This window comes from Pseudomonas sp. LBUM1661 (genome assembly GCF_059695925.1).
In genome coordinates this window covers 2,517,809-2,529,629 of record NZ_CP166794.1, presented here as the reverse complement: position 1 = coordinate 2,529,629, position 11,821 = coordinate 2,517,809, and the positions used below count along the sequence as shown (strand labels likewise).

Genomic DNA, 11,821 nt, shown 5'->3' with positions numbered 1-11,821 from the left:
GCGGGCAAGCCCGCTCCCACAGTGACGGATGTCGTACAGATATTCTGTGTCCGGCACCGAACCTGTGGGAGCGGGCTTGCCCGCGATAGCAACAGTTCAGACAACACAGCAAGCCCAGTCGACTCAGATCCAGGCAACGGCCAACAACCCGGCCCCCAACACCACACACAACGGCGAATAGGCCCAGGTGTCGAGCCGGGCAAATTTCGAGTCCTTGACCTGCTTGAAGAACCCCACCAGATTCGAATCGCCGATCGCCCGGGCGAACATCAGCATCGCAATCGCACTGATCACCCATTGCAGCGACCAGTGATGCACCGTCGGCAAATACAAGCCGACCCGCAGGCACACCAGCATCGCGATCAGCAGCAAACCCACCGCCACCAACAACGTGGCAAAGCCCGACGGCTTGAAGGCCGGCCTCGATTCCCGGCCGTCCTCCGCCGGCACTCGCGGCACCGCCGCCTCGCTCCCCAACTTGCCACCCGCCGCCCAGTACAGGTGGATCAGGCTGATCAACAGGAAGATTGCAGCCATCCATTGCGCGACCATTAGGCTCATATTCAGACATCCTGCGTGAAATGTCGCAGCAGGATGAACTTCATTGGATGATTTTGTAAGGGTATTCGTCGCATGCGGTGGTAAAGTGCGGCTCCATGAAATTCGCTCGAACCGATCGCTCACTCATTGCCTGGATGCTCTATTGCTGCGTCCTGTTCAATGTGTTCGCCTGCAGCATCGGTCACGGGCAAATGGTCGGGATGCAGCTCAACGGCATCGGCGGCCAGTTCTGTACGGTCGACCCGGCCACTCAGGCGCCGGCCTCGTCGAACACCGCCGAAGAGCAACTGCCGACCCTGTCCAAGGCATTCGGTTGTCCGCTGTGCTCCACCGGCGGCATGGGCCCGGCGCTCAACTCCAGCCTGACCCTGGCGATCCTCCCGCAACAGCACAGCCCGCCCCTGGCCGTCATCGCCAACGCTGACCTCCCTACCCGCTTCACCTGGCCCTCGGCCAATCCCCGCGCACCGCCGCTCGCCTGAGTTTCTTCGCTTTTTGCCGATCAGCCCACCTCGCCAACGCGTGGCGTTTGTGTGTGCGCTGTTTCCTAGACGAGAATTCAGGATTCACCGATGAAACCCCTTTCTTTACTCGTAAGCCCTCTACTGGCCAGCCTGTTTGGCTGCCTGTCTGTTAATACCTGGGCGCAATCCTCGATCGACCTGGCGCCGATCACCATTGATGGCGAGTCCGGCACCGAACCGGGCCTGAGTCTCGATCAGTCCAGCGGCATGGCCTCGCGCTTGGGTTTGAGCGTGCGTGAAACCCCGGCGTCTGTCGCCATCGCCAACCGCAACGACATCGAGCGCCACGGCGCACAGAATTTCCAGGACGCGGCGAACACCCTGCCCGGGGTGAATGCCAGTGCGCCGCCGGGCTTTGGCGGGTTCGTCTCTTATCGCGGTTTCACCAGCAGCCAGATCACCCAGATGTTCAACGGCATCAACGTCTCCGGCGGCCTCGCGCGGCCAGTGGATGCGTGGATCTACGACCGAGTGGAACTGGTGGGCGGCCCGTCGTCACTGATCAACGGCGCCGGCTCTGTGGGCGGTTCGCTGAACTACGTGACCAAACTGGCGACCCGTGAAGAGCAAGCTGTCGAAGGCCGGGTCAGTTACGGCACGTACGACACCGCCGAGACGGCGTTCGGCCTCAACCACGCCCTGAGCGATGCCAACGCGGACGTGCAGCACTACGCGCGCCTCGACGTCAGCCACAACACCGGCAACGGCTACATTGACCGTCAGGAGCGCGATGCCTGGAGCGTGGCGTTTTCCTTGCTCAGTGACCTGACGCCGAACCTGTCCCACACCCTGGCCCTGGAATATCAGGACGAACATGAAGACAGCCCTTACTGGGGCACGCCGGTGCTCAACCCCAAGGCCGGCGAACTGAAGATCGACAGGCACAACCGCTTCAACAACTACAACGTCGAGGACGGGCGCTACGAGCAGCGCACAATCTGGGTGCGCTCGATCATCGACTACCGGATCAACGACAGCACCACCGTGCGCAACACCCTCTACCACCTCGACAGCCAGCGCGATTACCGCAACCTAGAAACCTACCAGTACACCGCCGACAACAGCGCGCTGAACCGCTCCACGGCGTATCAGGTTCGGCACCAGGGTGAGCAGAACGGCAACCAGTTCGAACTGCGTCACGACAACACATTGTTCGGCCTCGACACCACCTGGAGCGGCGGTTTCGAGTACAAGGTCAACCAGACCACCAACTCGCCGCTGAACGTCAAAGGCGCGAGCACGGTCGACCCGAACAACTTTCAGCCGGGGCATTTCTATGACATTCCTGGCACCCGACAGGGTTTTGTCAGCGACAAGACCAATGAAGTCACGACCAAAGCCCTGTTCGCGGAGAACCGTTTGGCGCTGACCGACAAACTGGCATTGCTGACGGGTGTGCGTTACGACGCCATCGACCTCGACGTGACCAATCACCGGGAAGTGACCGCCAGCAATCCCCGGCACCTGAAACGCAGCTGGGAGCCGGTGACCGGCCGGGTCGGCCTGACCTACCAGTTCATTCCGTCCGCCAATGTCTACGTGCAATACAGCACCGCCGCCGAGCAGCCCAATGGTACTCAGGACTTCGACGTCTCGACGGGCAAGCAATGGGAAGTGGGCAGCAAGTTCGATTACCTGGACGGGCGCGGTTCGGCGACGGTGGCGGCGTACACCATCGAGCGCAAGGACTTCGCCGTGACCGACCCGCAGGACCCGACCGCCAGCATTCCGGTGGGTCAGCAGACGTCCAGGGGCATCGAACTGGCCAGTTCGTTGCGCATCACCGACAGGCTGTTGGCCGAGGGCAACTTCGCCTGGGTCGATGCGCAGTACGACGAATTCACCGAGAAAAATGCCGCCGGGGTGGTGGTTTCACGCAAAGGCAACACGCCGACCAATGTGCCGGACCGGGTCGGCAATTTGTGGCTGACCTATGACGTTGCGCCGCAATGGCAAGGTGGCGTCGATGCGCGATACGTGGCCTCGGTATTTGCCGACAGCGCCAATACCCTGACCGTGCCGTCGTACACGCTTTTCGGGACGTTCCTCAGTTACAAGGTCGATCAGCACACCACCGTCACCGGCCGCGTGCGCAACCTGACCAACGAGGTGTATGCCGAGTTTGCGCATGTCTCACCGGCGTATTACCTGGGCACGCCGCGCACCTTTGAGTTGGCGGTGCAAACTCGATTCTAAAAGCAAAAGCTTCGCTAGCAGGCTAGCTCCCACAGTGGATCTTCAGCGTTCACATAATCTCTGTGGGAGCTAGCCTGCTAGCGAAGGCGGCATCAGCCTCACCCCATCACTTCAACTCGGCAGCCACTTTATCCGCCACATCCTTGGGCAGCCAAGCCTGCCACACCTGCGGGTGCGCCTTCATGAACGCCTCCGCCGCCTGGCGTGGCGGGGTGTGTTTTTCGCTCATCTGCGCCAGTGCCTTGTTCAATGGATCAATCGGCAAGTCGACCTTTCTGAAGAACTCGGCAATCTGCGGATACTGCTTCTGGAACGGTGTGGACACGCCAATGGACAGTTTCGAGGGCAGTGAGCGCGTCGGTTTCGGGTTCGGGTTATCCGCATCCGTCAGGGTTTTCCAGGCTTCGGCGTCGAACGGCGGCTCTTCCAGCTGAATCAGTTTGAAACGACCGAGCAACGGCGTAGGCGACCAGTAATAGAACAGCACCGGTTTGCCGCGACGGATCGACGAACTGATTTCCGCATCCAGCGCCGCCCCGGAACCGCTGCGAAAATTCACATAGCTGTCGTTCAGACCATAGGCGGTGAGCTTCTGTTTGTTGACCACTTCCGAGGTCCAGCCGATCGGGCTGTTGAGGAAGCGCCCCTTGCCCGGGGTTTCCGGATCGCTGAACACGCTTTTGTACTTCGGTAGATCGGCGACGCTGCGCAGGTCCGGCGCCAATGGTTTGATGCCCTTGGCCGGGTCACCCTTGATCACGTATTCGGGCACCCACCAGCCTTCGGTGGCGCCCTTGACCGTGTCGCCCAGGCTCACGACTTTACCTTCGGCCTCGGCCTTGACCCAGACTGGACTGCGACCGGCCCACTCTTCGCCAATGACCTGAATGTCATTGTTGGCCAGTGCGGTCTCCAGAGTGATGGTCGTGCCCGGCAAAGTGTCAGTCGGCAGCCCGTAGCCCTTCTCGACAATGATCCGCAGGATGTCGGTGATCAGACTGCCGCTTTCCCAGTTCAGGTCGGCGAAATGGATCGGCGCCTGGGCCGCGAACACCGGAAGCGGTGAAGCCAACAATCCGAACGTGGCCAGTGTGGCGGCCAGCAACCGTCGAAATCCGTTCATGCTTTTGCACCTCGTGCTGTTCACAGCAATAGCAGGATGGCCTGGCAGAAGACCGCAAAGCCTCTGAATACTCAGTCAACTGACTGTAGTAGAGGTTCCTGCTTTCGAGGGTCGTCGATTAATTTTCAGAAGTTTCCTGCAAACGCGCCAGCGCTCTTCTGACCATGCTGGCGTACTCCGCCGGACGCAGCGTGTAGATCTGTGATGCCACCCACCCCAGCCAGGCGCCCTGCAGAACGGCCTTCTGGTCGAACAGCCGCTGGGCCTCGGCTTGAGCGCTGGCCTGATTCTGTTCGTGGAACTCGGCGCGGGCCACGGTCATTACTCGCTGGCCTTGAAGGTCACCAGTTCACCCTTGCGCCACTTGGCCGCCTTGGCGGTCACGGCTTTGAGGGTTTTGGTCAGGCCTTCCTGCAACTGTTGGTGGGCGGCGAACACCATCACCACGCTATGCCCTTCCTTGAACACAATGCCGTGGCCGTCGGCGGTGGTCACGAACGCGTAATCCCCCAGCCCGTAAACCGTCAGTTTGATTTCGCGGAACTTGATGTCCAGCTTGCCGCCTTCGCGACTGGGCAATACGGAAGCGCTGAAATGATCGCCAACCTTGAGCTTAAGCCCAGGCTTGTCGTCCACCACCAGCGCTGATTCGGTGTCGAGTTCGGCAATGTAAATGCCTTCAGCGTTCTGTTCGGTGATGTAAACGAAACGTGACTGAAACTGCTTAACCAGCTTTGCGCGCAAATCACCCAGCACGAACAAAGCATGCATATCGAGATTACTTACTGCCAAGGAAACATCCCCACATCTGAAAATGATGCCGCACGCAAAAAAAGCACACGGCAGAAAAAAGCGGCAATGCCGAAGGTGTCGCCAAATAACCCGGGTTGAAATCCTGAAACGAGCAGAGGGCTCATCCATCGCGAGGCGTGAGAAGACTACTGGAATGTCACTCGCGGCGTCTTGCCTGGTGTTCGTCAGAGGTTGAAGGAAAACGCCCTGCTAATAGCCAGAAAAACAGGATTACCAACTTTAAGGAAAAAACTCTTTAAAAAAAGCACTTTTCCGACATATCGCCCGCAAAAAATTGCTTTAGATGAACATCGGTCGCCCACCAGTGACGGTGATTCTAGAGCAGCGATGCTCACCGAGACTACCCATTACGACGTACACGCGTCGGCAAAACAACGAAAAGGACTTCCTATGTGCACGCTGACCCACTTCGCCATCGCCCCTGCACCTTATACAAACAGCTCATCGGCAGCGTACCCGGTGGTGTTTGAGCACCACGGGTTTTACCTTGAAGAGCCAGTCCGGCCGCGCTTTCAGGTGGTTCTGGCCGGCAATGCCTTCTTCCATATCAAGGAAATTTCCACGGGTCGCGTCAGAGGATTCCGATCGAGCCATAACGAAGCCTGCGCGCTCGCCCGTTCACTCGAATCCTGCATTTGACACAGCTGTGTCGTACATCGCTATAGGCGTTTCGTCATGCCGGCGACTTAACTCAGCCGCCGACAGGCAACTACTGCCATACTGGCCGACCATTTGAAGCGCATCCCCCAGGGCGGGCGGCGCTCAACACAACAATACATTTCCAAGGGAAGGCTGCTACGTGACGGAATTTGATATCGGTGAATTTTTTATCCGGGGCGAAGCCAGAGAGGTGGAAGGCGAATTCCAGGCAGTCATTGTCATGCGCGCCAAACCTCCGTTGACCACCGTGACGTATCACCAGGTCGAGAAGGATCGCTGGTTCAAGACGTCGGACGTCGCCGCTATCGCCGCCCAGGAGGCCGCCAAGGCCTTGAAGCTTGCCGTCGACGAAGGCGCATTGAAAGCCTGATCGTCCGGTTTGCGGTCTATGCTCACTCCTGCTGTTGAACATCGCTATCGAACTCCTGAAGCGCGGCCCCCTCAGATGCAGTGAAGCCGCACCTCAGATCTCGCACCCGCGCGACCAGCAAGGAGATGAAGATGGATTCACCTACACATGACTTGAAAGGTTTGTTCGACCAACTCGGCCTGGATTCCAGCGAGAAAGCCATTGATGATTTCATCGCCAGCCATTCACCCTTGGCCGACGACAAGAAACTCATTGATGCCGAGTTCTGGTCACCGCAACAAGCCGGTTTCCTCAAAGAACAATTGCGTGAAGATGCCGATTGGGCGCGGGTGGTCGACGACCTGAACCTGCGGATGCACCAGATTCACTAGCCTCTGATCAATGCAGGCTGTCGGGTGCTTCGGCGTCCAATTGCGCCAGCCAGGCAGCCCTGCACTCTTGCGCTTCTTCGCGACTGGAGAATGCCGTCCCCCGGCGTTCGCCGTTGAGCAGTACCACCCAGCAGACACTTTGCCCCATCGCACGCAGGCTGGCGGGCACACCGCTGCCGATCATGACGGCGACATCGACTCTGCTTTGCATGCTGACCTCCCGAATTTCATTAGCTACCTAACTGTGTAGGCATGGTAATGAGTTCGTGGGCGAGGAAACAGCGACTGGGTTGCACAGATTAATTGTCAGAATGGCAATAATGCGGGGTTGGGCTGAGCCCCGCCGCCATCGGCCATCCCTGGCCGCGCGCCCCGGATCTGGAGCCCGATCCCCTGTAGGAGCGAGCTTGCTCGCGAAGGTTTTGAATGCGCGGTGTTTATCCTGTTGGAACGCGTCATCGTTAACGTTCTTCGCGAGCAAGCTCGCTCCTACGGGGTTTTTCCGGCTTATACCCCAACCGCAAACCACCCCAATGCCGTCCCTTGACCACAATCGGCACCGACAAATCGTGCATCAGTTCCCCAGTGTCACGGGTATACGTTTGCAGCAATACCGCCTGCTGATGGCTACCACAGCGAATCCCGGTACGGTCAGCAAACTTGCGTTTCGTGCGATTTTGCAGGCTATCAACCTGCGCATCCCCAGTCAGCGGCTGACTGAACACCGTGTTGTGGGTCGGCACATAGCCCTGCTGAGTACAGGCAATGGCAAACACCAGGCCTTCATGGCGCGGCAACAACGGTTCCTGAATCGCCGGCAACACCTGATCGGTGTAGCGATCAAAGCGCGTCTGGTACTTGACCGGGCTGGTATTGGGGATCGTCTGGTAATTGCGATCAAACAGGTCGTCGAGACTGACACGAGCCGCGTCGATATCCGCTTCAAAGCGCGCCGCAATCTGACTCGCGCCTTCACGGGCCAAGTCATAAATCCGTTGGTGATAGTCATCCAGTCCGACTTCGGCCAGGCGCTCGCTGATGGTTTCGGCCTGACCTTCCATTTGCACGGCCGCCTGGGCCAGACGCTGAGTCTGTTGATCGCTGATCGCCAGATCGCTGCGCATCTGTTCAATGGCATGAAACAGGCTGTCGAGTTGTTCGCGGTTGGTGTCCGCGCCCCGCGCAATTTCCCCGACCTGGTTTTCGACGCCCGCGGCCAACCGGGCGATGTTCTCCAGATGCTGACCGGTGTGTTCGACCTGCTCGACGCCGGTGTCGAGGTCGCTGGACAGCTGGCGGATCTGCTCCACCACCTGCGCAGTGCGTTGCTGGATGTCGGCGACCATCTCCCCGACTTCGCCGGTCGCCGTCGCCGTGCGCGCGGCGAGTCCGCGCACTTCATCGGCGACCACGGCAAACCCGCGCCCGTGTTCCCCGGCCCGCGCCGCTTCGATCGCCGCGTTCAGGGCCAGCAGATTGGTCTGGCTGGCAATCGACTGAATCACCAAGGTGACCCGCTGAATATCGTCGCTGCGCAGGCTCAAGGCTTCGATCAGCTCACGGCTGTTACTGGCGCGCTGACTGAGTTGATGCATGCGCGAGATCGACTCGATCAACTCCGTGCGCCCTGCCGCGCTGCTCTGATGCGCTTCGCTGGCCGCACTGAGCGCCTCTCGACTGAGTTTCGAAGTGGCGTGCTCGGTGGCGATCATCACTTCGGCATTGCTGACAATTTGCGCCGCCGCACCGAGTTGCGATTGCAGCTTGTCGGCCAGTTGCTTGACCGAAAACGCCACGCCGGCAGCCGACAGAGCGTTATGACTGGTGGTGTAGGAAAGATCGCGAGTCAGCTCGGCAATCGCGCTGGAGCTGTCGACGGCGGTTGCCTCAGGAATGGCGCGCGAGCGCAGGCGAGGCAGCCAGATAATCAGCACGGCCAATGGCAGGGCCAGGTAAAGCGACAGGCCACCCAGCATCATGCCGCACAATAAAAGCATCAGGGCGATGCTTTGCAGCGTCGGCGTCAGCCAGAGGTTTTTCGGCAAAAGCACTGGTGCAGGCACAGGCCTAACCAGAGATCCGTCTCTCGACATCTTCGTCACCCCACGCGTCTTCTAATTGTTGTGACGGCATTAAACGCCACTAGTGGGCCATTATCTATGGTCCATTAGTAGTGGGCGTTGCAGCAGATCAATAGAAGTGCGCGGGTTTTTCGCAGGCGTGGAAAAGCATCGCGGGCAAGCCCGCTCCCACCGGTTCAACACGAACCGTGTGGGAGCGGGCTTGCCCGCGATGAAGGCGCTACGAAATCAGGCCTGACGCTGGTGCTTGTCGATCTGTTCGTGACGCTCTTGAGCTTCGATGCAGTACTTGGTGGTCGGGCTGATCAGCAAGCGCTTCAGGCCAATGGCCTCGCCGCTGTCGTCGCACCAGCCGAAGCTGTCTTCTTTGATGCGTTCCAGAGCCTGTTCCAACTGAGGCAGCATGCGCTGGTCGCGATCGATCGCGTTCACCAGCCAGGTGCGCTCTTCTTCAACAGAAGCCGCGTCGGCCGGGTCAGCCGGGGTGTCCAGGCTTTCGATGGCGATACGGTTCTGCTCGATGCGCTCGTGGGTTTCGACTTTCATGTTCTGCAACAGCTCAGAGAAAAAAGCATGTTGCTCGGCATTCATGTAGTCATCCGCCGGCATGGCCAGCAACTTGTCCTTTGTCATTGATATCTCTATAAAAAAACGTGCATTAAGGCGAATTAGGGAGCGTTCCGGCGGACCAGGTCTGGCCATCGGAAAGGCGCCGTTTATTCCAAGCGCCACCCGGCACTCAATTTACGAGGGGCGGCAGTCTAAGGCCGACTTGAGGCCTCAGCAACTGAAAAGACAGCGAATTTGTCCGACAAAGCCCCGAAAGTACTCAATGGGAGGCGATGAGGTGGTTATCGGAGTGCGTTTATAGCAAGAAATTCAATCGAGCGGCTGTATATAGAAGACAAACGGCTGCACCTCGCTTGCAGCGCCCAAAGCCTAAGCTAAGGTTGTCCGTCCTGAAATCGTCATCTAAAGGAGCAGTTCAATGAAGTTGATCGGCATGTTGGATTCGCCTTATGTGCGGCGCGTCGCCATTTCCGCCAAACGCCTTGGCATCCCGTTGGAGCACGAAGCGGTTTCGGTGTTTCGGCACTTCGACCTGTTCCAGCTGATCAATCCGGTGGTCAAGGCCCCTACCCTGGTGCTGGATGACGGTGAAGTGTTGATCGACTCGACGCTGATCATCGATTACCTCGAAGCGCTGGCCGGGCCGAGTAATAGTTTGATGCCCGGCGACCTTGTTCATCGACTGCGCGCGTTACGCCTGATCGGCCTGGCGTTGGCAGCCTGCGAGAAGTCCGTGCAGATTTACTACGAACGCACCCTGCGCCCGGCGCACATCCAATTTGAACCGTGGGTAGAACGGGTCGAAGGGCAATTGGCGGCGGCGTATTCGGCGCTGGAGCGGGAACTCGAAAAGCAGCCGCTGAAGACTGACGGTTCGATTGATCAGGACGGGATTACCCTGGCGGTGGCCTGGAGCTTTACCCATCTGGTGGTGCCGGATCAGGTGCAGGCTGGGCAGTTTCCATTGATCAGCGCGTTTACCGAGTATGCCGAGGGGCTTGAGGCGTTTGTCAGTACACCGATCGAGTAGCCTGTCTGGCCCCTTCGCGAGCAGGCTCGCTCCCACAGTTGACTGCGTTTTCCTGTGGGAGCGCGAAGACCTGACAGTCACCCTCAATCTAACTACCAACCCACCCACATAAAAACGCCGCTTCCACCAGAGGCAGAAGCGGCAGAGGCACAAGCCTCAGACAAATCAGTGCATGAACAGGGCGATCAGGATAATGATCGGGATCGGTACGCCGAGAAAGAACAACAATAATGAGCGCATGAGGATTCTCCTGGGTTAACGAACAGGGGTGGTGACGTAGGTTTCGGTTTCCAGATACACCACCGCATCCCGACGACGACCGCCGAAGGTGGCAGCAAGGCTGGCGAAAAACGCACCGATCAACAGGGCAATGAACATCCACAACGAAGTCCACGCTGCGACCTTGGCGGCCGTGTCAGCGGCCTGTTGTGCAGCCACTTTGGCATCGGCCACGGCTTTCTGGGTGCGGGCATAAACTTCATCGACACGACGCTCGGCATCCGCCTGAGTGAGATTGGTCCGTTGGGCGACCATTTGTGCCAGGTAGGTGCGATCTTCGGCAGACAACTGACCGTCATTGCTCAAACTGCGCACGAAGATGCGGGTCACGGTGCCACGGGCGGCGTCATCGCTGACGGCGGCCGGACGATCATCGCGGAACAGGCTGTCGACGAAATAACCGTACTGGTCACTGTTGGTATTGCCGGCGGCGGTCCCGGCAGCCTGTGTCGCCGCACTCGTGGCACCACCGACGACATTCGCCCCGGCCTGAACACCGCCGCTGACGATACTGCTGACCGAACCGACCACCAGGGTCGCGGTCACCAACGTTGCCACGCACCAGGCCAGAAAGCCGTGGGCCGTGTCACGGAAATAAACCTCATCGCCATGCATGTTCGCCCACTTCACCCGCAGGCGACCGGCTATATAGCCACCGAGTCCGGACGCGACGATTTGCGTCGCCGCCAGCCAGACTATCGTCGAAATGCCCAGGCTCTTGGCGCTCACACCTTCATTGGCCCACGGCGATACCGCCGAAAAACCCAGGCCGAATCCGAGCAGCACCAGGATCAGCGACAACGCCGCCGCCGCAGCGGCCCCGGCGAAAATCGCGCCCCAGGACACGCCAGAGGACGTGGTTGATTCTTCTGCGAGAGGATAGAAACCATCAGGGGATCTATTCATTGTTATATCGCTCCAGGCATGAAAGATGGTGTTACAACTCTTCGTATTGAGGAATTGCAGTCACCGTGCCAGTTGCCAACCTTGAATAAATATAGCTATTTCAACAGGTTATAAAGTTTGAACTTCCAAAATCCATGCAAATTGCAAGGAACGGTCAATATCAGCGGGTTTTATGCATTGGCCTTGGGAGATCAAAGATCGCAGCCTTCGTTAGCTCATGCAGGGGATTTCGTTCTCAAGGCAGGCGCTGCCGAAGGCTGCGATCTGTTGATCTTTTGGCTTTACGTGAAGTTTTATTTAGAAAGCCTGCCATCATTTCTTGGCAAAATGCCGCTCA

At 58.7% G+C, this 11,821-nt stretch carries 15 protein-coding genes; 7 read left to right on the top strand and 8 right to left on the bottom strand.

Annotated features, from left to right (window positions below):
* Nucleotides 1-123: 123 nt before the first annotated feature.
* Nucleotides 124-561: a DUF3995 domain-containing protein gene (locus tag ACA057_RS11730; RefSeq protein WP_059404784.1), complete on the bottom strand. Its 438-nt coding sequence runs from the start codon at nucleotides 559-561 to the stop codon at nucleotides 124-126.
* Nucleotides 562-656: 95 nt separating this feature from the next.
* On the opposite strand from ACA057_RS11730, the gene ACA057_RS11725 reads away from it, so the two are divergent.
* Both ACA057_RS11725 and ACA057_RS11720 read left to right on the top strand, forming a co-directional pair.
* Nucleotides 657-1,043, top strand: coding sequence for a DUF2946 domain-containing protein (locus tag ACA057_RS11725; protein WP_497348456.1), 387 nt, complete (start codon nucleotides 657-659; stop codon nucleotides 1,041-1,043).
* 90 nt (nucleotides 1,044-1,133) lie between these two features.
* Nucleotides 1,134-3,281 (top strand): TonB-dependent receptor, encoded by a 2,148-nt coding sequence (locus tag ACA057_RS11720; protein ID WP_497348454.1) that lies wholly within the window; start codon nucleotides 1,134-1,136, stop codon nucleotides 3,279-3,281.
* A 106-nt stretch (nucleotides 3,282-3,387) separates the two neighbouring features.
* Here ACA057_RS11720 and ACA057_RS11715 read toward each other — a convergent pair whose 3' ends face one another.
* The 3 genes from ACA057_RS11715 to ACA057_RS11705 form a co-directional block, all read right to left on the bottom strand.
* Nucleotides 3,388-4,404, bottom strand: coding sequence for an ABC transporter substrate-binding protein (locus tag ACA057_RS11715; RefSeq protein ID WP_497348452.1), 1,017 nt, complete (start codon nucleotides 4,402-4,404; stop codon nucleotides 3,388-3,390).
* 118 nt (nucleotides 4,405-4,522) lie between these two features.
* Nucleotides 4,523-4,726, bottom strand: coding sequence for a hypothetical protein (locus tag ACA057_RS11710; RefSeq protein WP_497348451.1), 204 nt, complete (start codon nucleotides 4,724-4,726; stop codon nucleotides 4,523-4,525).
* Nucleotides 4,726-5,196 carry a hypothetical protein gene (locus ACA057_RS11705; RefSeq protein ID WP_007907879.1) on the bottom strand — a complete coding sequence of 157 codons (471 nt, stop codon included), beginning with the start codon at nucleotides 5,194-5,196 and terminating at the stop codon, nucleotides 4,726-4,728. The genes ACA057_RS11710 and ACA057_RS11705 overlap by 1 nt, the downstream gene beginning before the upstream one ends.
* Here ACA057_RS11705 and ACA057_RS11700 point away from each other — a divergent pair.
* The 4 genes from ACA057_RS11700 (at nucleotide 5,170) to ACA057_RS11685 (ending at nucleotide 6,618) form a co-directional block, all read left to right on the top strand.
* Nucleotides 5,170-5,295 (top strand): hypothetical protein, encoded by a 126-nt coding sequence (locus ACA057_RS11700; RefSeq protein WP_401363727.1) that lies wholly within the window; start codon nucleotides 5,170-5,172, stop codon nucleotides 5,293-5,295. The genes ACA057_RS11705 and ACA057_RS11700 overlap by 27 nt on opposite strands.
* 312 nt (nucleotides 5,296-5,607) lie before the next feature.
* Nucleotides 5,608-5,856 (top strand): hypothetical protein, encoded by a 249-nt coding sequence (locus ACA057_RS11695; protein WP_497349876.1) that lies wholly within the window; start codon nucleotides 5,608-5,610, stop codon nucleotides 5,854-5,856.
* A 160-nt stretch (nucleotides 5,857-6,016) separates the two neighbouring features.
* Nucleotides 6,017-6,247 carry a hypothetical protein gene (locus tag ACA057_RS11690; RefSeq protein ID WP_449643923.1) on the top strand — a complete coding sequence of 77 codons (231 nt, stop codon included), beginning with the start codon at nucleotides 6,017-6,019 and terminating at the stop codon, nucleotides 6,245-6,247.
* 131 nt (nucleotides 6,248-6,378) lie between these two features.
* Nucleotides 6,379-6,618: a DUF2789 domain-containing protein gene (locus ACA057_RS11685; RefSeq protein WP_134099589.1), complete on the top strand. Its 240-nt coding sequence runs from the start codon at nucleotides 6,379-6,381 to the stop codon at nucleotides 6,616-6,618.
* 7 nt (nucleotides 6,619-6,625) lie between these two features.
* On the opposite strand, the gene ACA057_RS11680 is transcribed toward ACA057_RS11685, so the two are convergent.
* From ACA057_RS11680 to ACA057_RS11670, 3 genes are all read right to left on the bottom strand, one after another.
* Nucleotides 6,626-6,829: a hypothetical protein gene (locus tag ACA057_RS11680; RefSeq protein ID WP_497348448.1), complete on the bottom strand. Its 204-nt coding sequence runs from the start codon at nucleotides 6,827-6,829 to the stop codon at nucleotides 6,626-6,628.
* A 250-nt stretch (nucleotides 6,830-7,079) separates the two neighbouring features.
* Nucleotides 7,080-8,330 carry a methyl-accepting chemotaxis protein gene (locus tag ACA057_RS11675; RefSeq protein WP_497349874.1) on the bottom strand — a complete coding sequence of 417 codons (1,251 nt, stop codon included), beginning with the start codon at nucleotides 8,328-8,330 and terminating at the stop codon, nucleotides 7,080-7,082.
* A 597-nt stretch (nucleotides 8,331-8,927) separates the two neighbouring features.
* Nucleotides 8,928-9,332 (bottom strand): TraR/DksA family transcriptional regulator, encoded by a 405-nt coding sequence (locus tag ACA057_RS11670; RefSeq protein ID WP_007907888.1) that lies wholly within the window; start codon nucleotides 9,330-9,332, stop codon nucleotides 8,928-8,930.
* Nucleotides 9,333-9,687: 355 nt separating this feature from the next.
* On the opposite strand from ACA057_RS11670, the gene ACA057_RS11665 reads away from it, so the two are divergent.
* Complete coding sequence (locus tag ACA057_RS11665) at nucleotides 9,688-10,299, top strand: glutathione S-transferase family protein (protein WP_497348446.1); 612 nt, start codon at nucleotides 9,688-9,690, stop codon at nucleotides 10,297-10,299.
* A gap of 255 nt (nucleotides 10,300-10,554) precedes the next feature.
* Here ACA057_RS11665 and ACA057_RS11660 read toward each other — a convergent pair whose 3' ends face one another.
* The gene (locus tag ACA057_RS11660) at nucleotides 10,555-11,484 is read right to left on the bottom strand and encodes a hypothetical protein (RefSeq protein ID WP_497348444.1); all 930 of its coding nucleotides are present in this window, start codon (nucleotides 11,482-11,484) and stop codon (nucleotides 10,555-10,557) included.
* Nucleotides 11,485-11,821: the final 337 nt, after the last annotated feature.

Excerpts from the sequence above, each read along its gene's own strand:
- ACA057_RS11710 (WP_497348451.1), bottom strand. The coding sequence starts at position 4,726 with ATGACCGTGGCCCGCGCCGAGTTCCACGAACAGAATCAGGCCAGCGCT.
- ACA057_RS11660 (WP_497348444.1), bottom strand. The coding sequence starts at position 11,484 with ATGAATAGATCCCCTGATGGTTTCTATCCTCTCGCAGAAGAATCAACC.
- ACA057_RS11685 (WP_134099589.1), top strand. The coding sequence starts at position 6,379 with ATGGATTCACCTACACATGACTTGAAAGGTTTGTTCGACCAACTCGGC.
- ACA057_RS11695 (WP_497349876.1), top strand. The coding sequence starts at position 5,608 with ATGTGCACGCTGACCCACTTCGCCATCGCCCCTGCACCTTATACAAAC.
- ACA057_RS11670 (WP_007907888.1), bottom strand. The coding sequence starts at position 9,332 with ATGACAAAGGACAAGTTGCTGGCCATGCCGGCGGATGACTACATGAAT.
- ACA057_RS11675 (WP_497349874.1), bottom strand. The coding sequence starts at position 8,330 with ATGATCGCCACCGAGCACGCCACTTCGAAACTCAGTCGAGAGGCGCTC.
- ACA057_RS11725 (WP_497348456.1), top strand. The coding sequence starts at position 657 with ATGAAATTCGCTCGAACCGATCGCTCACTCATTGCCTGGATGCTCTAT.
- ACA057_RS11680 (WP_497348448.1), bottom strand. The coding sequence starts at position 6,829 with ATGCAAAGCAGAGTCGATGTCGCCGTCATGATCGGCAGCGGTGTGCCC.
- ACA057_RS11730 (WP_059404784.1), bottom strand. The coding sequence starts at position 561 with ATGAGCCTAATGGTCGCGCAATGGATGGCTGCAATCTTCCTGTTGATC.
- ACA057_RS11715 (WP_497348452.1), bottom strand. The coding sequence starts at position 4,404 with ATGAACGGATTTCGACGGTTGCTGGCCGCCACACTGGCCACGTTCGGA.
- ACA057_RS11720 (WP_497348454.1), top strand. The coding sequence starts at position 1,134 with ATGAAACCCCTTTCTTTACTCGTAAGCCCTCTACTGGCCAGCCTGTTT.
- ACA057_RS11665 (WP_497348446.1), top strand. The coding sequence starts at position 9,688 with ATGAAGTTGATCGGCATGTTGGATTCGCCTTATGTGCGGCGCGTCGCC.
- ACA057_RS11700 (WP_401363727.1), top strand. The coding sequence starts at position 5,170 with ATGCATATCGAGATTACTTACTGCCAAGGAAACATCCCCACATCTGAA.